Raw genomic sequence first — 23,392 nt, 5'->3', positions numbered from 1 at the left:
GGTTCCACTGACCGTGTTATGGAAGGCCCCAACCGGCCGACCCTGATCTCCTCGGTGCGACGCGCCCTGCGCCTGCTGGAGGCGGCCGCGAGCCACGACAACGGCGCGCCCGCCAAGCAGCTTGCCCGCGAGGCGGGGCTGTCCCTGTCCACCGCCTACCACCTGCTGCGCACGCTCCTGCACGACGGCTACCTGCGCCGCACCCCCGAGGGCCGCTACGTCCTCGGCGACCGCGTCGAGGCCCTGCGCGAGACCGGCCGCATGCACTCGCTCGTACGGCGGGTGCACCCGGTGCTGGTCGCGCTCAGGGACGAGCTCCAGGTGGCCGCGTACCTGGCCCTCTACCTCGACGGCGAGATCCGGGTCGTGGACATCGCCGACGGGCCCCGCACGCCCCGCGTGGACCTGTGGGTGGGCTGCGAGGACTCCGGGCACGCCACCGCGCTCGGCAAGTGCGTGCTGCGCCAGCTCGACCCGGACGGCCGGCGGGACTACCTCTCCCGGCACGAGCTCCACGCGCTCACGCCCAACACCGTGACCCGGGTGGACGAGCTGCTGCGGAGGCTGGACGAGCCGTGCGGGCTGACCGTGGAGCTGGAGGAGTACGCCGTGGGCACCGCGTGCGCCGCCGTACCCGTCGGGGACGGGGCGGGGCCGGGCGCGCTCGCGGTGTCGTTCCGCCCGTCCGAGCTGCCGCGCGTGCGCGAGTCCGCCGACCGGCTCCGCGCCGCCGCGGAGCGCGTCAGCCGTACCCTCCTCCTCAGCCGCTGACCGGGCCCTCCTCGCCCGCCACCTCGCCCGCCTCGTCGTCCGCCACCTCGTTCGCCTCGTCGTTCGCCTCGTCGCCCGCCTCGTCGCCCGCCGCCGGGCGGCCGGGGGAGCGGCGCGGCGCCCCGCGCGGGCCCGGCCGTACGACATAGAGTCGGAGTGGAAGTCGGGGTGGAAACGGCGGGGATGGGCACAAGCCGAACACGCCCCGGCCCGAGGCCGACTAAACTTCCGGACCATTGACTTGACCCCGCGGGCGCGGCGCCGCCGCGAACCGACCAGCGAACTCAAGGCGTGATGCATGTCTGGATACGACCGTGTGGTGCAGCCGGCCGCCGGTGACGAGGCCCTCGAGAACCACCTCGGCGGCGAGGAGGCCAAGAACTACCGGCGCTACGAGTTCGACACCGTCGCGCCGCACGTGGGCAGGTCCCTGCTGGAGATCGGCTCCGGCCTCGGCGACTTCGCCGAGCAGTTCCTGCCCCGGCTCGACCGGCTGGTCGTGAGCGACTTCGACCCCTACTGCGTCGAGCAGCTCCGCAAGCGCTTCGCCGACCGCTCCGACGTGGACGTGCTCCAGTTCGGCCTGCCCACCGAGATCCCGCTGGCCGAGCCCGTCGACACGGTCGTCATGATGAACGTGCTGGAGCACATCGAGGAGGACGTCGAGGCGCTGAAGTCCCTCGCCCGCGTCGTCCAGCCCGGCGGCCGCATCGTCATCTGGGTGCCCGGCTACATGCAGCTCTACGGCGACTTCGACCGCAAGGTCGGCCACGTCACCCGCTACACCCCGAAGACCCTGCGCGCCACCGTCGAGGCCGCCGGCCTGCGCCCCCAGGTGCTCAAGCCGATCAACTTCCTCGGCGGGCTGGCCTGGTGGGTCGCGGTGCGCAAGGGCGGCGTCGGCTACCCGGACCCGCGCCTGGTCAAGATCTACGACCGCACGGTGGTCCCGACGACCCGCTTCATCGAGAAGCTGATCACCCCGCCCTTCGGTCAGACCGTCTTCTGCGTCGCCCGCGTCCCCGCCTGACGTCCTCGCCCGACGCCCCCGCCGCGACCAGAAGGCCGCGCAAGGCCCGCGCGGCCGGTCCCGGCGGGTCCTGGAAAGTCACAGAAGGCCAGAAGTCTCAACGGCCCCCGGAAGCCCCCGGCCTCCGGGGGCTTCGCCGTTCCCGCCCCGGCGGGGCCGGCGGGCCGGGGATTCCAGTCCGAACGGGAATATCAACCGATGGTCATGGAAGTCTCTCTTACGGTGACCATTGCGGGGGTACGATCGTTATCGCGCGCCGGGAGGGTCGGCCTGACGGAGGCGGTGGCTGGTGACGGCGACAGTGTCCGAACGAGCGGATCGGGAGCGGGCGGGCAACCTGCCCGCGGAGATGACCAGCTTCATCGGGCGCGAGGAGGAGCTGGCCGGCCTGCGCCGCCTGCTCGACTCCGCCCGCCTCGTGACCGTGACGGGCGTGGGCGGGGTGGGGAAGACCCGGATCGCGGTCCGCGCCGCCGCGGGGATGCGCCGCTCCTTCCCCGACGGGGTGTGGTTCGTCGAGCTGTCGGGCCTGCGCGAGGCCGAGCTTCTCGCCCACGCCGTCGCCAACGCCCTGGGCGTGCCCGACCAGTCCACCCGGCCGCAGATCGACGTGCTCGCCGACTGGGTGGAGAAACGCCGGCTCCTGCTCATCCTCGACACCTGCGAGCACCTGCTCGACGCGTGCGCCATGCTCGCCGAGACGCTGCTGCGGGCCGCGCCCGGCCTGCGCGTGCTGGCCACCAGCCGCCAGCCCCTCGACGTCCCCGGCGAGCACACCCTGGCGCTGGCCCCCCTGCCCGTGCCCGACCCCGAGCACCAGACGCCCTCCCTGACCGGGTCCCCGTCGCTGGCGCTGTTCGCCGAGCGGGTCGCCGCGGTCGTGCCCGGCTTCACCCTGGACGAGCGCAACATCCGCTCCGTCGCCGCCCTGTGCCACCGGCTCGACGGCATCCCGCTGGCGATAGAGCTGGCCGCCGTGCGCCGCCGCGCCCTGTCCGTCGAGCAGATCCTCGCCCGCCTCGACGACCGGTTCCGCCTGCTCGCCCGCGGCAGCCGCACCTCCTTCCCCCGGCACCAGACGCTCCGCACGGCCATCGCCTGGAGCCACGAGCTGTGCGAGCCCGAGGAGCAGGTGCTGTGGGCGCGGCTCTCGGTCTTCGCCCGCTGCTTCGACCTGGACGCCGCGGAGGAGGTCTGCTCAGGGCCGGACCTGCCCGCCGAGAGCGTCTGCACCTACCTCGCCGGGCTCGTGGACAAGTCGATCGTGGTGTGCGAGGAGGACGCCGACGGGGTGCGCTACCGGCTGCTCGACGTCATCCGGGAGTACGGCGCCGAACGCCTGCGCGACCTCGGCGAGGAGCACCGCATCCGCCGCCGCCACCGCGACCACTTCCTGCGCCGCGCGCGCGAGATCGACCGGGCGTGGGCCGGGCCCGGCCAGCACGAGCTGCTGACCTGGCTCAACCACAACCACGCCAACCTCCGGGTCGCCCTGGAGCTCTGCGCGTCCGACCCGGAGGAGGCCGACGCGGGCCTCGGCATCGCCGGGTCGCTGTGGGCGCTGTGGATACCCGCCGGCCACCTGCGCGAGGGGCGCCGCTGGACCGAGCTCATGCTCGCCCTCACCGACGCCCCGACCCCCAACCGGGTCCGCGCCCTGTGGCTCTGCGGCCTGATCGCCGTGCTCCAGGGCGACATCGAGCGCGGCACGCGGGCCCTCGCCGAGCTGCGGCCCCTCGCCGCGTGCCACCCGGGCGGCGCGAGCTTCCAGCCGTTCCTGGACCACCTGGAGGGCATGGCCGCCGGGTTCGGGGGCGATCCCGTCCGCGGCGTCGAGGCGTTCTCCCGCGCCGTCGAGACGTACCCCTCGGTCGAGGGGGAGGCCGCCGCGCCCGGGCGGCTGACCGTGCAGGCCATGCTCTCGCTGATGCTGTGCGTCAACGGCGACGTCGACCGGGCGTTCGCCGTCCTGCGCGGCCTGCTGGAGGAGTGCGACCGGCTGGGCGAGGAGTGGAGCCGCGCCTACGGCGAGAGCGTGCACGGCTTCGTGCTGCTGTCGATGGGCCGGGCCGAAGAGGGCGAGGCCGTCGCCAGGTCCGCCCTGGCCACGTTCTGGTCCTTCCGCGACGCCGTCGGCATGGCCGCCGTCCTCGACGTGCTCGCCTGGATCGCGTTCGCCACCGGGGACCACGAGCGCTTCGCCGTACTGCTCGGCGCCGGGCGGCAGGCGTGGAGCTCCTTCGGCCACCAGCTCTTCTCCTGGGACGTGCTGCTGGCCATCCGCGCGGACTGCGAGGCCAGGGCCCGCGAGGAGATCGGCGACGACGCGTTCGAGGCCGCGTGCCGCAAGGGCGCGGAGATGCGCCGCGAGGAGGCCGTCGCCTACGCCCTGAGCCTGGATCCCGAGCCGCCGCCGGTGGACGACGAGGACCCGCTCGCCCCGCTCACCCCCCGCGAACGCGAGATCGCGCTGCTGGTGGCCGAGGGCCTGTCGAACCGGGAGATCGCCGAGCGGCTGGTGATCGCCAAGCGCACGGCCGACTCGCACGTGGAGCACATCCTGACCAAGCTCGGCTTCTCCACGCGCGCCCAGATCGCCGCGTGGGTGGCCGCCCGCCGCCGCTGACCCCGCCCCGCCGCTGACCCCGCCCCGCCGTACGGCCTGAGCCCGCCGCGCGCCGGGCGGCGCGCCGCGGCGGGACGCCCCACCCGGCCACACCGGGGCACCGGCCACATCGGGCCACACCCGGGCCACACCCGGGCCACTCCGGGGCCACGCCGGGGGCCGTACCGGGTCAAGGGGGCGGGGGAATCGGTGACGGGATCGGGCGGGAGGACAACGGATGGTCATGAAAGGGTCTCGTACGGTGACCTTCGGCTGGGTACGATACGAGCGCGGCGCGCGCGCATGGGGAGGGGTCGTCCTGACTGAGGCGGTGGCGGGTGACGGCGACAGCGGTTTCTGAGCAGGCGCGGGAGAAGGCGGGCAATCTCCCGGCCGAGGTGACGAGCTTCATCGGACGCGGCGACGAACTCGCCGCACTCAAGCGGCTCATCGAGACGGCACGGCTCGTGACCGTGACCGGGGTGGGCGGAGTCGGCAAGACCCGGATCGCGCTCCGGGCGGCGACCGAGCTGCGCGACGCCTTCCCCGACGGGGTGTGGTTCGTCGAGCTGTCCGGGCTGCGCGAGCCCGAACTCCTCGCCCATACCGTGGGCAACGTGCTCGGCATCCCCGACCAGTCCACCCGGCCCCACGCCGAGGTGCTGGCCGAGTGGCTGGAGGGACGGCGGCTGCTGCTCATCCTCGACACGTGCGAGCACGTCGTGGACGCCGGGGCGGCGCTCGCCGAGACGCTGCTGCGGGCCGCGCCCGGCCTGCGCGTGCTGGCCACCAGCCGCCAGCCCCTGGACGTGCCCGGCGAGCACACGCTCGTGCTGGCCCCGCTCCCGGTGCCCGGCCCCGACCACGAGGGCGCCGGCCTGAGCTCCTTCCCCTCGCTCGCGCTGTTCGCCGAGCGCGCCTCGGCCGTCGTGCCCGGGTTCGCCCTCGACGAGCGCAACGTCAAGGCCGTGGCGGCGCTGTGCCACCGGCTCGACGGCATCCCGCTGGCGATCGAGCTGGCCGCCGTGCGCCGGCGCGCGTTCTCCGTCGAGCAGATCCTCGAACGCCTCGACGACCGGTTCCGCATCCTGTCCAGGGGCAGCCGCAGCTCCTTCCCCCGGCACCAGACCCTGCGCACCGCCATCGGGTGGAGCCACGAGCTGTGCGACGAGGAGGAACGCCGGCTGTGGGCGCGCCTGTCGGTGTTCTCCGGCGGGTTCGACCTGGCCGCCGCCGAGGACGTCTGCTCCGGCCCCGGGCTCGACGAGGACATGATCTACGAGCACCTCGCCGGGCTGGTGGACAAGTCCATCGTCGTCTGCGAGGAGGACGCCGACGGGGTGCGCTACCGGCTCCTCGACGTCATCCGCGAGTACGGCGCCGACTGGCTGGCCGACCTCGGCGAGGAGCACGAGATCCGGCGCCGCCACCGCGACCACTACCTGCGCCGCGCGGAGGAGGTCGAGGAGGCGTGGGTCGGCTCCGAGCAGTTCCGGCTCATGCGCTGGCTCAACCGCAACCTCGGCAACCTCCGCTCCGCCCTGGAGTTCTGCCTGGAGGACCCCGGCGACCCCGCCGAGGTCGACGCCGGGCTCGGCCTGGTCAGCTACCTGTGGCCGTGCTGGATCCCCGGCGGCCAGCTCCGCGAGGGACGCCGCTGGCTGGAGCGCTTCCTGGCCATCCCCGGCGACACCACCTGGTTCCGCACGCGCGCCTGGTGGGTCCTCGGCTCCCTCGCCGCCGTCCAGGGCGACCTGCGCCGCGCCGCCCAAGCCCTGGAGGCGGTGCGCGTCTTCGCCGAGAGCCACCCGGAGATGCGCGTCGGGGCCTACGTCGACCAGCTCGACGGCACCGCCGCCGGGTTCGGCGGCGACCTGGCCCGCGGCGTCGAGAAGCTGACCGCCGCCGTCGAGACCTACCCCGAGGCCAAGGTCGCCCATTCCACCTGGCACTCGGCGCGGCTCATGTCCGCCGCCACCCTGGCCCTGCTGCTCACGGCCGCCGGCGAGACCGAGCGCGCCGACTCGGTGCTCGACGCGCTCGACGAGGAGTGCGAGGCGGCCGGCGAACGCTGGATCGACTCCTACGGCCACTCCGCCCGCGCCTTCCTGCTCGCCCTCCAGGGCCGCGGCGGCGAGGCCCGGCGGCAGGCCCGGCTCGCCCTGCGCCGGCTGCTTGAGTTCCGCGACGCGCTCGGCCTGGCCCTGTGCCTGGACGCGCTCACGCTGGCCGCGCTCGCCGGCGACGACGGGGAGAACCCCGAGCGGAGCGGCGAGCAGGCCGCGTTCCTGCTCGGGTTCGGCGACACGGTCTGGCGCGGCTTCGGCGACCCGCGCTTCTCCTGGGCCAGCCTCATCGCCATCCGCGAACACGCCGAGCAGCGCGCCCGCGCGGCCCTCGGCGACGCCGCCTTCGACGCCGCCTACCAGCGCGGGGCCCGGGCCGAGCGCTCCGAGGCGGCCGAATACGCCCTGGGCCGGCCGCGCCCGTCCCCGGCAGGGAACCCGCTGGCGCCGCTCACGCCGCGCGAGCAGGAGATCGCGCTGCTGGTGGCCGAGGGCCTGTCGAACCGGGAGATCGCCGAGCGGCTGGTGATCGCCAAGCGCACGGCCGACTCGCACGTGGAGCACATCCTGGCCAAGCTGGGCTTCTCCACCCGCGCGCAGATCGCCGCGTGGGTGGCCGCCCGCCGCCGCTGACGCGCCCGTCCCCTTCCGTCTTCTTCGGTACGGCCTGAGCCCCGGTACGGCCTGAGCCTCCGCACGGCTGAGCCCCGGTACGGCCTGCCTCCTGTACGGCCTGAGCCCGGCGGCCCCGGGCTCGTGCCGCGCCGGCGCCTCGCGCTCCGGGCCCTGCGACGCGGCGGCCCCGGAGCGTCGCGCCGCGGGGCCCGCGCAGGGCGTCCCGTCGTGGGCGCCACCGCCGTACGGCGGGCCGGGGGGCTGCGCCGTACGGCGGTGACACGGGGTGTGAGTGTTCCCGGAAGGGTCACCGGGCCCGGCGCGCGCGCCGTCGATGGGCGCCCGGACGTGCTCTCACACATCGACGGCACCGAACCCGATGACCGATTCCAGCCTGGCCCGGGACACCCCGGCCCAACATCGGGAGAACTACCGAAAGGGCATACCGAGATCGCCGGTACGGGTGTCGCGGACCGCCGGAAGGGCGTCGCCGGGGTTCCGCCGGACGGGGGAGAGGCGGTAGAAGAGGGGTGCGCGCCGAACCCGGAGGAGCCCAGAGACGGACGATCACGAGGCCGTGGCCAGGGCGCTGGCCGGCGACCTGGACGCCTACGAGGTGCTGGTCCAGCGCTACAGCGCGGTCGCACACCGGACGGCGGCCCTGCTCGGCGCGGGGGACGAGGCCGCGGACGTCGTGCAGGAGGCGTTCGTCAAGGCGTACCGCCATCTGGCGAAGTACCGTACCGACTCCCCCTTCCGGCCCTGGCTGCTGCGCATCGTCGCCAACGAGACCCACAACCTGACCCGCTCGCGGGGGAGGCGCGCGGAGCTGGCGCTGCGGCTGGCCCAGGTGCGCGAGACCGTCGTGGGGGACGACCCGGCGGGGACGGTGGTCGAGGACGAACGCCGCGCGCGGCTGCTCGCGGCGCTGCGGGAACTGCCCGACCGGGAACGCCGCGTCCTCGTCTGCCGGTATCTCCTGCAGTTCTCCGAGGCGGAGACCGCCCAGGTGCTCGGCTGGCCGGTCGGTACGGTCAAGTCGCGCGCGTCCCGCGGCCTGGCCCGGCTGCGGGAGCGCTTCGGCCCGGGGGAGGAGGTGGACGATGCCCACTGACCGGCCCGGCACGCCTGACACGCCAGAGATGCCGGACATGCCGGACCTGGAGCGCGAGCTGACCGCGCTCGGGGCCGAGCTCGACGTCCCTCCGCCCCCGCCCGCCCCCGAGGTCGCGCGAGCCGTACGGCGCCGCCTGCAGCGGCCCCGCGGCCGGCGGGGGTTCCGCCCCGGGTGGCGGCCGGTCACGATCGGGGTCGCCCTGGTCACCGCGATCCTGCTCGGCGCCACCCCGCAGGGCCGCGCCGCCGTCGCCACGGTCCTCCGCTTCGCCGGGGTCGAGATCCACGTGGACCCCGCGCCCCGCCCGGCCCCGTCGCCGGCCCCCTCGCCCGCGGCCTCGTCCCCCGCCCTCCCCGGCGAGCGGCGGGTCTCCCTGGCCGAGGCACGCGCCCGCGCGCCCTTCCGCGTCCTCGTCCCCGCCGCCCTGGGCGCCCCCGACGAGGTACGGCTGGCCGACGGCGACCGCGTGGTCACCCTCCACTGGCGTGCCCGCCCCGGCCGCCCCGCCGTACGCCTGGACGAGTTCGCCGGCCGGGTGGAACCCGTCTGGCGCAAGGACCTGGGCCCGCCGTACCCGGAGGAGGTCAGGGCCGGGACCCGCACGGCCCTGTGGATCCCCCGGGACCACGGCCTCACGTACTACCCCGAGGGCTCCCAGAGCCCCCTGACCTATGAACGCCGGGCGGGCCCCACCCTCATCTGGCAGCACGGCGGGACGGGTCTCCGCCTGGAAGGGCTTCCCACCTCCGGGGCAGCCACCCGGATAGCCGCCACCCTGCGATGACCCCACCGATGACCCCACCAACGACCCCACCGATGACCCCGGCCCGCCGGGGCGTCGTCCTCCCTCTTCCGTGATCTGGCGATCCCGCGCCTTCCCCGGCCGTGGCCGAGGGCCCGGGCGGTGCCGGCGGGGGCGCGGCATCGCGAGATCACGGGGGCCGAGGAGGGTCAGGCGGGGGTGGTGAGCCAGGCGTCCACCGCTTGCAGGAGCTCCTTCTTCGTCGCCTCGGGGGCGGTGGAGGCGCGGATGGACATGCGGGCCAGCTCGGCCAGTTCGGCGTCGGTGAAGCCGTAGGCGACGCGGGCCAGTTCGTACTGGGAGAGGAGGCGGGATCCGAAGAGGAGGGGGTCGTCGGCGCCGAGGGCGATGGGGACCCCCGCGTCGAAGAGGGCGCGGAGGGGGACGTCGCCGGGGGTGGGGGCGACGCCGAGGGCGACGTTGGAGGTGGGGCAGACCTCGCAGGTGATCTGACGGTCGGCCAGGCGCTCCATGAGGCGCGGGTCCTCGGCGGAGCGGACGCCGTGGCCGACGCGGTCGGCGTCCAGGTCGTCCACGCACTCGCGGACGCTGACCGGGCCGGACAGCTCGCCGCCGTGGGGCACGCTCAGCAGGCCGGCGCGGCGGGCGATGCGGAACGCCCCCTCGAAGTCGCGGGCCCGGCCCCGGCGCTCGTCGTTGGACAGGCCGAAGCCGACCACCCCGTCCCCGGCGTACTGCGCGGCCAGGCGGGCGAGCGTCTTGGCGTCAAGCGGGTGCTTCGTGCGGTTGGCGGCCACGATCACCCCGATGCCGATCCCGGCCGCGCCGGCGGCGTCCGAGGCCGCCCGCAGCACCATCTCCAGGGTCTCGGTCAGCCCGCCGAACCGGCCGGCGTATCCCGAAGGGTCCACCTGGATCTCCAGCCAGCGCGACCCCTCGGCCGCCTCGTCCTCGGCCGCCTCGCGCAGCAGCCGCCGTACGTCGTCGGGCGTGCGCAGCACCGAGCGCGCGATGTCGTAGAGGCGCTGGAACCGGAACCAGCCGCGCTCGTCGGTGGCCCGCAGCCTCGGCGGCCAGTGTTGTTCGAGGGCGTCGGGCAGGTGCACGCCGTGGACCTTGGCCAGCTCGACCAGGGTGGAGTGGCGCATGGAACCGGTGAAGTGCAGATGGAGGTGGGCCTTCGGTAAAGCGGCGAGCGGACGCGACATGACCATAGGGTGCCGCAAACGCTCAACCTTCCGGGCGTCCCGAGCGTGAGTGGGGGGTGAAGGGAGTCCGGAATGCGTGAAAGCTACGAAAGATCCTTTGACGAGTTCGTCGCCGCGCGGAGCACCTCGCTCATGCGCATCGCGTACCTCGTCTGCGGCGGATCGCACCACGACGCCGAGGATCTGCTCCAGGGTGCCCTGGAGAAGCTGTACCGGCACTGGGACCGCGTCAGCGCCGACGATCCAGAGCCGTACGCCCGGCGTGTGCTGGTCAACGCCGCGATCAGCCGCGCCCGGCGCCGCCGCCTGCTGCGCGAGGTGAACGTCGCGGCGCCGCCGGACACCCCGGTGCCCGAGGACCACTCGGTGCACCTGCGCAGCGTGCTGGTCGCCGAGTTGCTCAAGCTGCCGCCGCGGCAGCGGGCCGTGCTGGTGCTGCGGTACTGGCTCGACCTGTCGGAGGCGGAGACGGCGGCGGCCCTGCGCTGCTCGACCGGCAGCGTGAAGAGCCAGGCCTCACGGGGGCTGGCCCGGCTGCGCACGTACCTGGACCCGAGTGTGTTCGCGGAGGTGACCGGATGAACGTCGAGGAGACGCTGAGGAAGGCGATCGACGAGCGGGTGGCGGAGGTGCGGCCCCCGGCGGGGCTGGCGCAGGCCGTACGGCGGCGCCGGGCGCGCCGCAGGACCTGGTACGGCGTGGCGGCGGTGGCGGCGGCCACGGCGGTGATCGCCGGGGCGTTCCCGGCGTACCAGGCGCTCACGGCCCCGCCGCAGGCCCCCGTGCTGAGCGGCGGGGGGTCGCCCGATCCGGCCCTGCCCACCCCCGGGGGCGTGGAGCCGGCGCTCCCGAGCCCCGGGGTGTCCGCCCCGGACGGGAAGCGGGACGAGAGCACCGCGACGTTCTCGCCCGAGACCGGCCCCTTCGAGGTGACCGCCACCGCCGAGCCGGAGGCCACGCCGGCGCCCGCGGGGGACGGGCGGGAGTACGGCGGGATCGCGATCGGCCACATCCCCGGGGGCCTGAAGTGGAACGGCCAGACCCTGGAGAACACCTTCGGCAGCGCCCCCTCCACCTACTCCCGGATGTGGGGCGTGGACGGCGAGAAGTGGGTCCAGGTGATCGTCTACCGGGGCGCCGCGGTCGGCGATCTGGCCGCGCGCCTGGCCGGTTACCGGGAGCAGGGGGCCAAGCCCATCCGGATCAACGGGCACGAGGCCTTCCAGGTCCGCACCGGCGAGGCGATGGGCCTGCTGATGGAGAAGGGCCAGCCCGTCCTGGCCTGGACCCAGCCCGGCTACGGCATCGAGATCCTCTCCCACGACGTGGCCGAGTCCGAGGTCCGCGCGGTGGCCGAGTCCATCGAGACGAAGTAGACCCCACGAAGTAGAGATCCTGTACGGCGAAGCCGCCCGCTCCCCGAGGACGCGGGCGGCTTCGCCGTACGGGATCGTCTCTTTCGCGCGACCCGGCGAACCACCCGGCGAACGACGTGGCGGGCGATTCGGCGGGCGACTTGGCGGAAGACCCGGCGAACGGCTTGGCGAACGACTTGGCGGGCGACGCCAACCCTCGCCCGCCTTCAGGCGTATGAAAGGGCATGAAACGGGATGAGGACTCCTTCGCGGAGTTCGTCGCCTCACGGGGGACCGCCCTCCTGCGCACGGCGTACCTGACCTGCGGCTCCCGGGACGAGGCCGAGGACGTGCTCCAGACCGCCCTGGAGCGGGCCTACCGCTCCTGGGCCCGCATCGAATCCGGGGCCGACCCCGAGCCCTACGTCCGCCGCATCGTGGTCAACACCGCGATCAGCCGCGCCCGCCGCAGGGCCATCCTGCGGATCCTGCCCACGGCGACGCCACCTGACCGGCCGGCGTACGACGGAGCGCCCTCCCTGGAACTGCGCGACGAGCTCATGCGCGCCCTGCGGGCGCTCACCCCGAAACAGCGCGCGGTGCTCGTCCTCCGCTACTTCGAGGACCTCACCGAGGCCCAGACGGCCGAGGCGCTCGGCGTCACGGTCGGCACCGTCAAGAGCCAGGCGTCCCGCGCCCTGGCCCGCCTCCGCACCCTGATCGAGCCCCACGGAACGGACCTGAGGGAGGTGTCCCATGGCGCTGGAGCTTGAGGACGAACTGCGCCGGGCCATGCGCGCCGACACGCACGGCCTGCGCGTCGGCGCCGACCTGGTGGACCGCGTGCGCACGGCCCACACCCGGCGCACCCGCCGCCGCCGCCGTACGGCCGCCGCCCTGCTCGCCGCCGCCGTGGCGGTCGCCGCGTACCCCGCGTACCAGGCCGCCGCGCCGGAGCCGCCCGCGCACAACGTGGTCTCCCCTCCCGGAGACCCCGGCGCCAGGGCGGGGACCGGCAAGGGCGTCGTGCTGGGCGAGGGCGGCGCGATCGACGCCGCCTACCTCCCCGCAGGCGCGGTCTACGAGGGGAGCGTCACCAGCCTGAGCGATGCGTGGACGAGCGTCGAAGGCACCTGGACCATGCCCGGTGGTGGCCGCCTCACCCTGAGTATCCTCCGAGCGCCCCTGGCCGGTCCCGAGGACCTGAAGAGGCTGCCTCCGTTCGACGGCGTCTCCTCCTGGGAACGCGTGCCCCTGCCCGCGGGCCCCGCGCTCCGCAAGCCCGACGGGACGCAGATGCTGTGGCTCGTCCGGCCCGGCGTGGCGCTCCACGTGGCGATGACACCCGCGTCAGCCGGGGAACTGCTGAAGATCGCCCGGAGCCTCACCTACTACCCCACCACCTCGGACGACCCCTCGGAAAAGGGCGCGCGCTCCGGGATGGGGCCGGGGGACGCCCTGGTGGACGACTTCGAGGTCGCCCACATCCCGCCGGGTCTCCAGCGGGGCCCGCTCGACGGCTCCCCGGAGGCGGGAGGGCGCGTCGGCGTCAAGGCGGTGGAGGCCCGCTGGTACTCCCCGCAGGAAGACTGGTCCGAGCGCGGCCCGCGGCTGACCGTGTACGTGATGAAGGTGCCGCGCTCGTGGGACGAGGCGCGGCTGCACGCCGAGTCCGCGCCGGGGACCGGGCGACCGGTGCGCGCCCGGGTGGGCGGCGAGGACGGCGTCCTGTCCGGGGAACCGGGGCGGACGCGGATCCTGACCTGGATCCCGGAACCCGGCGTGGGAATCCAGGTCCGCGCGCGCGGATACCGCTCCGACGCCGAACTCCTGAAGGTCGCCGCGTCCGTCCGCCGGCCGTGACCCCGATCCGCCGCGCCGGCGGTGCCCGCCGGCGCGGCGGCGGCGTGAACCGGAACGGCCCCTCCGGAAGCCGGAGGGGCCGTTCGGCCGTTCGTGTGCGCTGTGCCGCGGGAGCCGTACGGCGTGAGCGGTCAGCGCGCCTCGGCGAGGAGCTTGGCCACGCGGCCGACGCCTTCCGCGAGGTCGGCGTCGCCGAGGGCGTAGCTGAGGCGGAAGTAGCCGGGGGTGCCGAACGCCTCGCCGGGGACGAGGGCGACCTCGGCCTCATCGAGGATCAGCTCGGCCAGCTCGGCGGAGGTCCGCGGCCGGCGGCCCCGGATCTCCTTGCCCAGGATGTCCTTGACCGTCGGGTACGCGTAGAACGCGCCGTGCGGCTCGGGGCAGAACACGCCGGGGATCTCGTTGAGCATGCGGACCATGGTCTGGCGGCGGCGGTCGAACGCCTCGCGCATCGTGGCCACGGCCGACAGGTCGCCGGAGACCGCCGCCAGCGCCGCCGCCTGGGCGACGTTGGAGACGTTGGAGGTGGCGTGCGACTGGAGGTTGGTGGCGGCCTTGACCACGTCGGACGGGCCGATCAGCCAGCCCACCCGCCAGCCGGTCATGGCGTAGGTCTTGGCCACGCCGTTGAGGATGACGACCTTGTCCGCGAGCTCAGGAACGGCGGTCGCGATCGAGGTGAACGTCGCGTCGCCGTACACCAGGTGCTCGTAGATCTCGTCGGTGACGACCCACAGGCCGTGCGAGGCGGCCCACGCGCCGATCTCGGCGACCTGCTCGGGGGAGTAGACCGCGCCGGTCGGGTTCGACGGCGAGACGAACAGCAGCACCTTGGTGCGCTCGGTGCGCGCGGCCTCGAGCTGGTCCACGGTCACGAGGTAGCCGGTGGTCTCGTCGGCGACGACGTCCACCTGCACGCCGCCCGCGAGCTTGATCGACTCGGGGTAGGTGGTCCAGTACGGCGCGGGCACCAGGACCTCGTCGCCCGGGTCGAGCAGCGTCGCGAACGCCTCGTAGACCGCCTGCTTGCCGCCGTTCGTGACCAGCACCTCCGAGGCCCCGACCGAGTAGCCGGAGTCGCGGAGGGTCTTGTCCGCGATCGCCTGCTTCAGCTCGGGCAGGCCGCCGGCCGGGGTGTACTTGTGGAACCGCGGGTTCCTGGCGGCCTCGATCGCGGCCTCGACGATGTAGTCGGGCGTCGGGAAGTCGGGCTCGCCGGCGCCGAAGCCGATGACCGGGCGGCCCTCGGCCTTCATGGCCTTGGCCTTGGCGTCCACGGCGAGGGTGGCCGACTCGGAGATCGCGGAGATGCGTGCGGAGATGCGGGGTTGCGGCATGGTCCTATCGTTCCAGAGGCTGTGCGGCGGACACGGGGAATATCCAGCATATGGACGGGCCCGCGCGCCCCGCGGGGCGGCTACGATGTTGATCTGAAGGTACGGCGGCGCCGCCCGGTTCGACGAACGGGCTCGCTGCACGTACACTTCACCGAGTGGTTCACGGCGCAAGCGTGCCTGAATCATGGCTTAGGGCAGTGGCTCAATTGGTAGAGCACCGGTCTCCAAAACCGGCGGTTGGGGGTTCGAGTCCCTCCTGCCCTGCGAAGTGCGGTCCGCGCACCCCCATTTGCGTGCCGTATACCGGGAGATCGAGGCCCGAACGGGTCTCGGGGCCCACGACAAGCGCGCGCCTCAGAGGCGACGGACACGACCCGGATCAGGTGAGGACATGGCGACCCAGACTCGCGGGGCGACCGCCGACAGGCCGGAGCAGCCGACCCCGAAGAAGAAGCGGACCTCCCCCGCCACCTTCTACCGGCAGGTCGTCGCCGAGCTGCGCAAGGTCATCTGGCCCACGCGCAAGGAGCTCGTCACCTACACCACGGTCGCCCTGATCTTCGTGCTCATCATGGTGGGCCTGGTGTCCGGCCTGGACTTCCTGTTCTCCCAGGGCATCCTGAAGGTGTTCGGCTCGGGCTGATCGCGGCACCGCACGCCTTCGAAAATCCCCCGAACAGCAAGCCAACCGCCGTCGACGAGAGAGAACGAATCATCGTGTCCGAGACCCCACTGCCCGCCGGCGAGGAATCCGCGCCGGAGGAGGCGGTCGCAGCGGGCGACGCCACCGAGGCCGAGCTCGACGAGCTCGACACCGATGCCGGCGACGCCGACGAGGTCGAAGGCGCCGCGGTCGAAGGCGTGGACGAAGAGGGCGACGAGGCCGAGGACGCCGGTGAGGACGCCGAGGGCGAGCCCGCCGACGCGGTCGCGGCCTTCGAGGTCGACCCGGTCGAGGAATTCAAGCGCCAGCTCCGCATGATGCCCGGCGAGTGGTACGTCATCCACTCCTACGCCGGCTACGAGAACCGCGTGAAGTCCAACATCGAGAGCCGGACCCAGTCCCTCAACATGGAGGACTACATCTTCCAGGTCGAGGTGCCGACCCACCAGGTGACCGAGGTCAAGGGCGGCAAGCGCCAGCAGGTCAAGGAGCGCGTGCTCCCCGGCTACGTGCTGGTCCGCATGGACCTGACCGACGAGTCCTGGGCCGCCGTCCGCAACACCCCGGGCGTCACCGGCTTCGTGGGCCTGTCCAACCGGCCCAGCCCGCTGAGCCTGGAAGAGGTCGCTAAGCTGCTCGCGCCCGAGCCCGAGGAGGCCAAGGCCGGCGCCGCGCCCCAGGTGCAGCGCGCCACCGTGGACTTCGAGGTCGGCGAGTCCGTCACGGTCATGGACGGCCCGTTCGCCACGCTGCCCGCCACGGTCAGCGAGATCAACGCCGAGTCCCAGAAGCTCAAGGTGCTCGTGTCGATCTTCGGCCGCGAGACCCCGGTCGAGCTCTCGTTCAACCAGGTCTCCAAGCTCTGACCGTACGGCCGCCGCGTGCGGCCCCGGCCGATGGCCGCCGCATCTTCGACGGCCGCGTATATTTCAAGACGTCCTCGCACCCGCGTACCGGAGCAGTCCGGGCGCGGGCGGCGAGGGTTGAAGGAAAACAGGACCCGGAGAAGGACAAATGCCTCCAAAGCGTAAAGTCGCTGCGCTCGTCAAGGTGCAGCTTCCGGCCGGTCAGGCCACTCCCGCCCCGCCCGTCGGCACCGCCCTCGGTCCCCACGGCGTCAACATCATGGACTTCTGCAAGCAGTACAACGCTGCCACGGAGGCCCAGCGGGGCAACATCATCCCCGTCGAGATCACGATCTACGAGGACCGGTCGTTCACCTTCGTCACGAAGACGCCCCCGGCGCCTGAGCTGATCAAGAAGGCCGCCGGTCTGGACAAGGGCTCCGGTGAGCCGCACCGCAACAAGGTCGGCAAGATCACCAAGGCTCAGCTCCGCGAGATCGCCGAGACCAAGCTCAAGGACCTCAACGCCAACGACGTCGAGGCGGCCGAGAAGATCATCGCCGGCACCGCCCGGTCGATGGGCGTCACGGTCGAGGGCTAGGAACTTTCCCACCGTGGGATGGGCCGGCGCTGGCCCGCACCACGACACTCAGCAACAGGAGTGCAAGTGAAGCGCAGCAAAGCTCACCGCGCAGCGGCTGAGAAGATCGACAAGAGCAAGCTCTACAGCCCGCTCGACGCGGTCCGTCTCGCCAAGGAGACGGCGACCACCAAGTTCGACTCGACCGTCGAGGCCGCCCTGCGGCTCGGCGTCGACCCGCGCAAGGCCGACCAGATCGTCCGCGGCACCGTCAACCTCCCGCACGGCACCGGCAAGACCGCCCGGGTCCTGGTCTTCGCGACCGGTGACCGTGCCGAGGCCGCCCGCGCCGCGGGCGCCGACATCGTCGGCGCCGACGAGCTGATCGACGAGGTCTCCAAGGGCCGTCTCGACTTCGACGCCGTGGTCGCCACCCCGGACCTCATGGGCAAGGTCGGCCGCCTGGGCCGCGTGCTCGGTCCCCGTGGCCTCATGCCGAACCCCAAGTCCGGCACCGTGACCCCCGACGTCGCCAAGGCCGTCGAGGAGATCAAGGGCGGCAAGATCGAGTTCCGTGTCGACCGGCACGCGAACCTGCACCTGATCCTGGGCAAGTCGTCCTTCACCGAGCGCCAGCTCGTGGAGAACTACGCCGCCGCCCTGGACGAGATCCTGCGTCTCAAGCCGTCCGCCGCCAAGGGCCGCTACCTCAAGAAGGTCTCGTTCACCACGACGATGGGCCCCGGCATCCCGGTGGACCCGAACATCACCCGCGCGCTGACCGCGGAGATCGACGAGGCCTGATCCGCGTACGGCCGGCGCCCGGCGCGGCCCGCCGTACCGGCGCCGCCGGATGTGAAAATCTCGTGAAGGTCCCCGCCCTGACCAGGGCGGGGACTTTTCTCGATTTTGGGACGTTCTTTCCTGGGAACGTGCCTTGGTGTTCGATCGTCGTAGTTGATGTCAACGCCGGCCATCCAGGAGGGAATCCTCACCATGCGCCGAATCACTCCAGTGCTCGTCGTGTCGGGCGCGGCTCTCGCGCTCGCGCTCACCGGTTGTGGCGGCACATCGACAGGCCCGGACCTGGGCAAGGCCCGCCTCGTGGCGGCGGAGGCGCTCGCGGCCAGCGCGAACAAGGCCGCCGAGGTCACGAGTTACCGCGCCAGCGTGGTCGTGGACGTGCGGAGCAAGGAGCACGGCCCGGGCAACGTCCGGGGCACCGTGCTCTACCAGCAGAAGCCGGCCGTCGCCGCCGACGTGAACCTCAACCAGGTCACGATGAACGGCACCAACCTGCCCGGCGGGGCGCGGCTGATCGTCCGTGACAACGTGGCCTACGTCAAGTCCGATCTGCTCAAGATGTTCAACGGCGGCGCGAAGCCCTGGCTGCGCGTCGATCTCGCCCAGGCCGCCCAGCGCGCCGGGTACGACCTGAACACCATCATCGCCCAGGTCCAGCGCTTCGACCTGGCCGCGAACACCAAGATGATCACCACCTCCAAGGACGCCCGCGAGGTCGGCAAGGAGACCGTCGGCGGCGTCGAGACCACCCACTACGCCGGCACCATCGACGTCCCCTCGGCCCTGCCGCAGGTGGACGAGCGGGTCCGCGCCAAGCTGGAGCGGGCGCTCAAGGAGGTCAAGGACGCCAAGTTCGACGTCTGGGTGGACGCCCAGGGCCTGCCCCGGAAGATCACCCTGACCGGCACGGCGCAGGAGGGCACGATGACCGCCACGGCGCTGCTCAACGACTTCAACAAGCCCGTGAACGTCGTCGCCCCTCCGGCGAACCAGGTCGGCGAACTGCCCCGCGTCCACCCCGTCCCGCCGCAGGGCGGCCAGCCCCGGGTGGACCGGATGCCCGAGCGTCCCATCGAGCCCCACGCGAGCTGACGCCGCGCTGAGCGCTTGAGAGGGCCGGGAGGGCTCTAAAAGGCTCTGAGAGGCCCTGAGGGGCCCCGGGACGGCCGCGCGCCGCCCCGGGGGCCCCTTTCCCGTCTCCGGGGGCCGGGCGCGAGCCGTACGGCCGAGGGGGCCCGGGTGGCGTCCCGGCCCGCACCGCCGTACGGCTCGCGCGGCCGGGACGCCGCGAACGGGAGGCGGCACGCGGGCGCCGCGGGGAGCGGCGGTCCGGAAAGGCGGCGGTCCGGAAAGGCGGCGGTCCGGAAAGGCGGCGGTCCCGGAAAGGCGGCGGTCCGGAAAGGCGGCGGGGCGGACGGCCGGTGAGCGCGGGCCGGGAGGGGGCACGGCGGGGACCGGAAGGGGGCCTGGCGGGGCGATTTGGCGGTTCGCGTGCGGAGCGCGTAACCTGTCTCGTGCCGAAGACCGCCGGTCGTCGCGGTGTGCCCAACGCACCGCGGCCGAAGGTTCCGCGTGACGCGGATGGCCAGCGCAGGTGTGATGTGAGCTTCCCATATGCGTGCGTCTCCCTCCCCGGGGGAGCGCTGCGTGTCTGATGAGCCCCGTGCGCCCGCGCCGGGGCTTTCCGTTTTTCCCGGGCCCTCGCCGGTGGCACATCTGGAAGGAGGCCCATGGCGAGGGCGGACAAGGTTGCGGCGGTCGCCGAGCTCAAGAGCGAGTTCGAGAGCTCTCACAGCGCCGTGCTGACCGAGTACCGCGGGCTCACCGTCGCTCAGCTCAAGGAGCTGCGCGTTTCTCTCGGTGAGAATGCGAAGTTCGCCGTGGTGAAGAACACGCTGACCAAGATCGCGGCCAACGAGGCCGGGGTCTCGGAGCTGGACTCCATGCTCCAGGGCCCGTCGGCGATCGCGTTCGTCAAGGGCGACGTGGTCGAGGCCGCCAAGGGTCTGCGTGACTTCGCCAAGGCCAACCCCCTCCTGGTGATCAAGGGTGGTGTCGTCGACGGCAAGACGATGACCCCGGCCGAGATCACCAAGCTTGCCGACCTTGAGTCGCGCGAGGTCCTCCTCGCGAAGCTGGCCGGCGCGATGACGGCGAAGATGGCTCACGCCGCCGCCGTGTTCAACGCGCTGCCCACCAACATGGCTCAGCTCGCCGACGCTCTGCGCGCCAAGCGCGCCGAGGGCGGCGAGACGGCCCCGGCCGCCGAGGCCGAGGCTCCCGCGGAGGCAGGCGCGGAGGAGAACGCATCTGAGGGCTGAGCCGTAAGGCCGGTCCCCGCGGTCCCCATTGCAGGCAGTAGCAAGACCCCTTAACGGAGGAACCATCATGGCGAAGCTCAGCACCGACGAGCTGCTCGACGCGTTCAAGGAGATGACCCTTCTTGAGCTCTCCGAGTTCGTGAAGCTCTTCGAGGAGACCTTCGACGTCAAGGCCGCCGCCCCGGTCGCCGTGGCCGCCGCTCCCGCCGCCGGTGGCGCGGGCGAGGCCGCTGGTGGCGAGGAGGAGAAGGACGAGTTCGACGTCATCCTCGAGGCCGCCGGCGACAAGAAGATCCAGGTCATCAAGGAGGTTCGCGCCCTGACGAGCCTCGGCCTCAAGGAGGCCAAGGACCTGGTCGACGGCGCGCCGAAGCCGCTGCTGGAGAAGGTCAACAAGGAGACGGCCGACAAGGCCAAGGCCGCCCTCGAGGGCGCCGGCGCCACCGTCACCGTCAAGTGACCTGACGCGTCTCTTCGGATCCGGCCGATCCGCCTGGGGGCGGTCACCCGTTTCGGGTGGCCGCCCCTTCGGCTTGCGTGCGGTGGGCCATCGCCGTGCGGCGGGGCGCCCCGCGTCGGCGGCGGGCGGGACGCCGTACCGGACGAGGGTGACGGGAGGCCCGCTCTTTGGACTTCGCGTCTTATAACCGAGCGGTAACAATGTCCTCCGGGAATCTCTACCGCGGCCCGATTTCGTGGCTACCGTGGTGGCACCCGGGAGCTAAGATCGCGCCTCGCCGTACGGCGGCGCGTGTGGCTCGACCCTCCGGTGGCTCTTCCTCCGGCGCAGCGGAAGGTGACGAGTTGGGCGTTGAGATCGCCGTCGAAGGGTTGACGAAGGCCTTCGGCAAGCAGGTCATCTGGGAGGACGTCACGCTGACGCTGCCCGAGGGCAAGATCTCCGTGCTCCTCGGCCCCTCCGGCACCGGCAAGTCCGTCTTCCTCAAGTCGCTCGTCGGGCTGCTGCGCCCCGAGCGCGGCCACATCTGGATCGACGGGCACGACCTCGCCAACTGCAGCGAGAACAAGCTCTACGAGCTGCGCCGGCTGTTCGGCGTGCTCTTCCAGGACGGGGCCCTGTTCGGGTCGCTGTCGCTGTACGACAACGTCGCGTTCCCGCTGCGGGAGCACACCAGGAAGAGCGAGCGCGAGATCCGCGACATCGTCATGGAGAAGATGGAGCTGGTCGGCCTGGGCGACGCCGGGGCCAAGCTGCCCGGCGAGATCTCCGGCGGCATGCGCAAGCGCGCCGGCCTCGCCCGCGCCCTCGTGCTGGACCCGGAGATCATCCTGTTCGACGAGCCGGACTCCGGCCTCGATCCGGTCCGCACCGCCAACCTGAACCAGCTCATCGTGGACCTCAACGCCGAGACCCAGGCGACGTTCCTCATCGTCACCCACGACATCAACACCGCGCGCACGGTGCCCGACGACATCGGCATGCTCTACCGCCGCGAGCTCGTCATGTTCGGCCCCCGCGAGATGCTGCTGTCCAGCGACGAGCCGGTGGTCCGGCAGTTCCTGAACGCCCGCAGGCACGGCCCGATCGGCATGTCCGAGGAGAAGGACGTCTCCGAGCTGGAGGCCGAGGCCTCGATGGGCCAGGACCCCGGCCGGCTGCCGCCGATCCCGCCGCAGCTCCTGCCCTCCGACGGCCGTCTCCGCCCGACCATGCGGCCCCCGGGGGAGTGGCTGGCGCGTCACGGCGTCACCGCGCCCCCCGGCTCGTTCGTGGACGACGAGGGCCGCGACTGGGTGGAGGAGTACCCCAAGCTGCTCATGGCCTCGGGCCGGTCCCGGGGGTGAGCGCGGCGGCCCGTGCCACGAGCCCTCCCGGCGGCGGGTGAGGCCCGGTGAGGCTGCGGGTCGCGATCCTGGCGACGGGCGCGGTGGTCATCGCCGGGCTCGCCGCGGCGATCGTGCTCCTCGGGCTGCGCGTCCTGGAACTCCGCGAGGCCCGCGCCGACGGTGAGGCCGCGATCGCGGCGGCCCGCGGGCACGTGGTGGAGCTGCTGTCGGTGGACCACCGCACGGTGGACCGGGACCTCGGGCGGATCCTGTCGGGATCCACGGGCGCGGCCCGGGAGGAGTACGCCCGCAACGCGGCGACGGTCAGGGAACGCGTCACGCGGGAGCGCAGCGTCCGCATCGGCGCGGTCCGCGCCTGCGGGCTCGTGTCCCTGGAGGGGGACCGCGCCCGGGTGCTCGCCGCCGCCGACGGCGTGACCACCACGTCGGCGGCGGGCCCCCGCGAGGAGTTCCACCGCTGGAAGATCGACCTCGCCCGGGTCTCGGGACGCTGGCTGGTCGCGAAGATCGAGCCGGTCCCGTGACCAGGCCGGCCGAGGTGCGCGTGCGCCGGCTGGTTGCGCTGCCCGCCGTCGCCGCCGCCGCCCTCGCCGTGGTGGCCGCCGTGTTGTGGGGGAGCCTCCGGGATCTGGAGGCCGGACGCAGGTCCGCCGACGAGGCGCTCGCCGCCGCCCGCGCCGTCGCGCCGGACCTGTTGTCCTTTGATCATCGTACGGTGGAACAGGACTTCGCCCGCGCGCAGTCCCACACCACCGGCCCGCTCACGGGACATTACCGCAAGCTCGCCGCCGCGACGGTCCCCGAGGCCCGGCGCGAGCGCGTGAGCGTGCAGACCGTGGTGGCCGGGGGAGCGGTGTCCCGGGCCGAGCCGGGGAGGGTCGAGATCCTGCTCTTCGTGAACCAGATGACGCTGACCGGCGACGACGGCCGGCGGCTCGTCCAGGCGCGGGCCCGGCTGGTGATGGTCGAGCGCGACGGCCGCTGGCGCGTCGCCGACATGAACCCCCTCCTCGGCTCCCCGCCGAGGTGACGCCCGCCGTACGGCAGCGCTCCGGCAGGGCCCTCGTGACCTGCGGGAACGTCCGATCCGGAGTGAGCCGGCCAGGTGGGACGGACGGGACGCACGGGGCCGACGGTGCGTCGCGTTATGAAATTGTTGGCAAAGTAAGAGGATTGAAAGCTCTGTGCGCGGGGAACTTCTGGCCATGTCAACGTCGATCGCCGGCAACGCGAGGATCCCCCGCGGCGCCGCGCGCGAGCCGTACGGGATCTTGGCAGCGCAACCACCCGGGCGGCCCGTGGGCGGCCCCGTGACTCATGTTCCCAGCGTGTTGGCTATCAGTTGGCCGAAATGTCGCTTCTCGGGCTTGACGTTTCCGCGCGGACGAGCGATGCTGCGGGCAACGTGGAGCGCATAGCGAGAGTGGACTGGACAGCAGTATGCCCTTCGGCTACACTGCCCCTTTGCGCTGCCCTTTGATGGCTCATGATCGCCCGTGTGTGCTTGCTGTGGATTGTCACCTCTGACCTGCTGCGATTCACCGCGGGTGGCGGGAGCCATCTGGCGTGCGTGTAGTCAGTCCGCCGCGAGCCCTCGGAAGGACATCTGTTGGCAGCCTCGCGCAACGCCTCCGCCGTA

General features: G+C 72.9%; 22 protein-coding genes and 1 tRNA gene. 21 read left to right on the top strand and 2 right to left on the bottom strand.

The window, feature by feature from the left end; genetic code table 11:
* Nucleotides 1–18: 18 nt before the first annotated feature.
* The 6 genes from D5H75_RS20860 (at nt 19) to D5H75_RS20835 (ending at nt 8,988) form a co-directional block, all read left to right on the top strand.
* Complete coding sequence (locus D5H75_RS20860) at nt 19–771, top strand: IclR family transcriptional regulator (protein ID WP_119928192.1); 753 nt, start codon at nt 19–21, stop codon at nt 769–771.
* A 298-nt stretch (nt 772–1,069) separates the two neighbouring features.
* Complete coding sequence (locus D5H75_RS20855) at nt 1,070–1,801, top strand: class I SAM-dependent methyltransferase (RefSeq protein ID WP_119928191.1); 732 nt, start codon at nt 1,070–1,072, stop codon at nt 1,799–1,801.
* A gap of 301 nt (nt 1,802–2,102) precedes the next feature.
* Entirely contained in the window at nt 2,103–4,427 is a 2,325-nt protein-coding gene (locus D5H75_RS20850; RefSeq protein WP_202638355.1) for an ATP-binding protein, read from the top strand.
* 317 nt (nt 4,428–4,744) lie between these two features.
* Nucleotides 4,745–7,105 (top strand): ATP-binding protein, encoded by a 2,361-nt coding sequence (locus tag D5H75_RS20845; protein ID WP_119928190.1) that lies wholly within the window; start codon nt 4,745–4,747, stop codon nt 7,103–7,105.
* 559 nt (nt 7,106–7,664) lie between these two features.
* Nucleotides 7,665–8,201, top strand: coding sequence for an RNA polymerase sigma factor (locus tag D5H75_RS20840; RefSeq protein WP_119928189.1), 537 nt, complete (start codon nt 7,665–7,667; stop codon nt 8,199–8,201).
* A complete protein-coding gene (locus tag D5H75_RS20835; protein WP_147425228.1) occupies nt 8,191–8,988 on the top strand; it encodes a hypothetical protein in 798 nt (265 codons plus the stop codon). Before D5H75_RS20840 ends, D5H75_RS20835 begins: the two co-directional genes overlap by 11 nt.
* Before the next feature lie 167 nt (nt 8,989–9,155).
* Here D5H75_RS20835 and D5H75_RS20830 read toward each other — a convergent pair whose 3' ends face one another.
* Nucleotides 9,156–10,175 carry an adenosine deaminase gene (locus D5H75_RS20830; RefSeq protein WP_119928431.1) on the bottom strand — a complete coding sequence of 340 codons (1,020 nt, stop codon included), beginning with the start codon at nt 10,173–10,175 and terminating at the stop codon, nt 9,156–9,158.
* 72 nt (nt 10,176–10,247) lie between these two features.
* Here D5H75_RS20830 and D5H75_RS20825 point away from each other — a divergent pair, with 72 nt between their 5' ends.
* The 4 genes from D5H75_RS20825 (at nt 10,248) to D5H75_RS20810 (ending at nt 13,393) form a co-directional block, all read left to right on the top strand.
* Nucleotides 10,248–10,757, top strand: coding sequence for a SigE family RNA polymerase sigma factor (locus D5H75_RS20825; protein WP_119928187.1), 510 nt, complete (start codon nt 10,248–10,250; stop codon nt 10,755–10,757).
* Entirely contained in the window at nt 10,754–11,551 is a 798-nt protein-coding gene (locus tag D5H75_RS20820; RefSeq protein ID WP_119928186.1) for a hypothetical protein, read from the top strand. The genes D5H75_RS20825 and D5H75_RS20820 overlap by 4 nt, the downstream gene beginning before the upstream one ends.
* A 224-nt stretch (nt 11,552–11,775) precedes the next feature.
* The gene (locus D5H75_RS20815) at nt 11,776–12,303 is read left to right on the top strand and encodes a SigE family RNA polymerase sigma factor (protein ID WP_119928185.1); all 528 of its coding nucleotides are present in this window, start codon (nt 11,776–11,778) and stop codon (nt 12,301–12,303) included.
* Nucleotides 12,287–13,393 carry a hypothetical protein gene (locus D5H75_RS20810; RefSeq protein WP_119928184.1) on the top strand — a complete coding sequence of 369 codons (1,107 nt, stop codon included), beginning with the start codon at nt 12,287–12,289 and terminating at the stop codon, nt 13,391–13,393. Before D5H75_RS20815 ends, D5H75_RS20810 begins: the two co-directional genes overlap by 17 nt.
* A gap of 131 nt (nt 13,394–13,524) precedes the next feature.
* On the opposite strand, the gene D5H75_RS20805 is transcribed toward D5H75_RS20810, so the two are convergent.
* On the bottom strand, nt 13,525–14,730 hold the full coding sequence (locus D5H75_RS20805) for a pyridoxal phosphate-dependent aminotransferase (protein ID WP_119928183.1): 1,206 nt from the start codon (nt 14,728–14,730) through the stop codon (nt 13,525–13,527).
* 191 nt (nt 14,731–14,921) lie between these two features.
* On the opposite strand from D5H75_RS20805, the gene D5H75_RS20800 reads away from it, so the two are divergent.
* From D5H75_RS20800 to D5H75_RS20750, 11 genes are all read left to right on the top strand, one after another.
* Nucleotides 14,922–14,994 (top strand) — tRNA-Trp (locus D5H75_RS20800).
* A 127-nt stretch (nt 14,995–15,121) separates the two neighbouring features.
* Nucleotides 15,122–15,373 carry a preprotein translocase subunit SecE gene (gene secE, locus D5H75_RS20795; protein ID WP_119928182.1) on the top strand — a complete coding sequence of 84 codons (252 nt, stop codon included), beginning with the start codon at nt 15,122–15,124 and terminating at the stop codon, nt 15,371–15,373.
* Nucleotides 15,374–15,447: 74 nt separating this feature from the next.
* A complete protein-coding gene (nusG, locus tag D5H75_RS20790) occupies nt 15,448–16,260 on the top strand; it encodes a transcription termination/antitermination protein NusG (RefSeq protein WP_119928181.1) in 813 nt (270 codons plus the stop codon).
* Between the two features lie 148 nt (nt 16,261–16,408).
* Nucleotides 16,409–16,840: a 50S ribosomal protein L11 gene (rplK, locus tag D5H75_RS20785; protein WP_119928180.1), complete on the top strand. Its 432-nt coding sequence runs from the start codon at nt 16,409–16,411 to the stop codon at nt 16,838–16,840.
* A 66-nt stretch (nt 16,841–16,906) separates the two neighbouring features.
* Nucleotides 16,907–17,623 carry a 50S ribosomal protein L1 gene (rplA, locus tag D5H75_RS20780; protein WP_202638354.1) on the top strand — a complete coding sequence of 239 codons (717 nt, stop codon included), beginning with the start codon at nt 16,907–16,909 and terminating at the stop codon, nt 17,621–17,623.
* Between the two features lie 192 nt (nt 17,624–17,815).
* Nucleotides 17,816–18,715 carry an SCO4651 family lipoprotein gene (locus D5H75_RS20775; protein ID WP_147425227.1) on the top strand — a complete coding sequence of 300 codons (900 nt, stop codon included), beginning with the start codon at nt 17,816–17,818 and terminating at the stop codon, nt 18,713–18,715.
* A 638-nt stretch (nt 18,716–19,353) separates the two neighbouring features.
* On the top strand, nt 19,354–19,944 hold the full coding sequence (gene rplJ, locus D5H75_RS20770; protein WP_119928177.1) for a 50S ribosomal protein L10: 591 nt from the start codon (nt 19,354–19,356) through the stop codon (nt 19,942–19,944).
* Between the two features lie 67 nt (nt 19,945–20,011).
* Nucleotides 20,012–20,404 carry a 50S ribosomal protein L7/L12 gene (gene rplL / locus D5H75_RS20765; protein WP_119928176.1) on the top strand — a complete coding sequence of 131 codons (393 nt, stop codon included), beginning with the start codon at nt 20,012–20,014 and terminating at the stop codon, nt 20,402–20,404.
* A gap of 344 nt (nt 20,405–20,748) precedes the next feature.
* Nucleotides 20,749–21,750 (top strand): ABC transporter ATP-binding protein, encoded by a 1,002-nt coding sequence (locus tag D5H75_RS20760; RefSeq protein ID WP_119928175.1) that lies wholly within the window; start codon nt 20,749–20,751, stop codon nt 21,748–21,750.
* A 47-nt stretch (nt 21,751–21,797) separates the two neighbouring features.
* Nucleotides 21,798–22,277 carry a hypothetical protein gene (locus tag D5H75_RS20755; protein WP_119928174.1) on the top strand — a complete coding sequence of 160 codons (480 nt, stop codon included), beginning with the start codon at nt 21,798–21,800 and terminating at the stop codon, nt 22,275–22,277.
* Nucleotides 22,274–22,783 (top strand): hypothetical protein, encoded by a 510-nt coding sequence (locus tag D5H75_RS20750; protein ID WP_242454401.1) that lies wholly within the window; start codon nt 22,274–22,276, stop codon nt 22,781–22,783. Before D5H75_RS20755 ends, D5H75_RS20750 begins: the two co-directional genes overlap by 4 nt.
* Nucleotides 22,784–23,392 lie beyond the last annotated feature (609 nt).

This window comes from Bailinhaonella thermotolerans (assembly GCF_003594875.1).
Taxonomy (GTDB): Bacteria; Actinomycetota; Actinomycetes; order Streptosporangiales; family Streptosporangiaceae; genus Bailinhaonella; species Bailinhaonella thermotolerans.
The sequence above is the reverse complement of the archived record's forward strand: the minus strand, read 5'-3'. Positions and strand labels throughout refer to the sequence as shown.